The 1,195-nt window shown below is 56.2% G+C and carries 1 pseudogene; it reads right to left on the bottom strand.

The features are described from left to right. Positions 1 to 86: 86 nt before the first annotated feature. Positions 87 to 1,055: pseudogene (locus GV827_RS23160) on the bottom strand (IS481 family transposase). Between the last annotated feature and the right edge of the window lie 140 nt (positions 1,056 to 1,195).

The following is a 1,195-nucleotide window of genomic DNA, read 5'->3' on the forward strand; positions in this document are numbered from 1 at the left end:
CAGCGCGCTATTGTAAGCCGACCAGTTCGTGGTCTTGTATCTTGTCGGTGCCCAGCTACTCATGACCTCCAGCTATCACACTGGATTCACAACATGAATCCCCTCACGCCATTTGTGCAACAAAGCCGATTCACGATGAATCTGTCAGGCTCTGAAATCCAGATCTTGCAGATGTATTCGTAGGGCGTGAGACCGCTGAGGGTCTTGAGCCTGCGGGTGAAGTTGTAGGCAGCGATGAAGTCCGCGAGGTGGGTGCGGAGCTGATCGTAGCTATCGTAGTGGAAGCGTTTGAGGGTGGCCTCCTTGATCGTTCGGTTCATTCGCTCGACCTGGCCGTTGGTCCAAGGGTGGTTTGGTTTGGGCAGGCGACGCTCAATACCATTCGCCTCGCAGATCATGTTGAAGCGCATCTGCAGTGAATATTCTGTGTTCCGGTTCCGGGGCTGCTCTGCGAACTGGATGCCATTATCGGTGAGAATCGTGTGGATGCGGTAGGGAACGGTCTTAAGTACGTGCTCCAGAAACTCCCAAGCGGTGCGTCTGTCGGCCTTTTCGACAAGCTGGGTGACGGCAAACTTGCTGGCGAGGTCGATTGCCACGAAGAGATGGAGCTTCCCCTCGCCGGTTTGCACCTCAGCAATGTCGATGTGGAAGAAGCCGATCGGATAGCGCTTGAACTTCTATCGCTTTGGCTTGTCGCCATCCATGTCTGGAAGGCGCGAGATACCGTGACGTTGAAGACAGCGATGCAACGAAGAACGTGTCAGATGCGGGATCGCCGGCTGCAGAGCATAAAGACAGTCATCCAGCGGCAACAAAGTGTGCCGCCGGAACGCGATGATCATGGCTTCCACTTCTTCGCTGAGAACGGTTGAGCGCGGTTCCTGCGGGCCGGTCTTTCGGTCCTCGACCATCTGCCGCTTGCGCCACTTCGCGACCGTCTTGAGATTAATCCCCAACTCCCGGCTCAGCTCCGCGATCGAAGCCTGCGATCGCTGTATTGCTGCTCTGACGGCGTGCGTGGTCGTGGCGCTCCCGTGACGAACTTGTCCCATAATGCTTCCTTCCATGGACCTGTCCCGTTTTCGTGCCGCTCCAAGTGCTCGTTTAAGCCACTTTCCTTTCGAAGGCGACCGGGCTTTTCCAGCCCAATGCTGAATGCCGCCGTCGCGGATTGTAGAAGCCGTTGATGTAT

This window comes from Sulfitobacter sediminilitoris, from assembly GCF_010667575.1.
Lineage (GTDB): Bacteria > Pseudomonadota > Alphaproteobacteria > Rhodobacterales > Rhodobacteraceae > Sulfitobacter > Sulfitobacter sediminilitoris.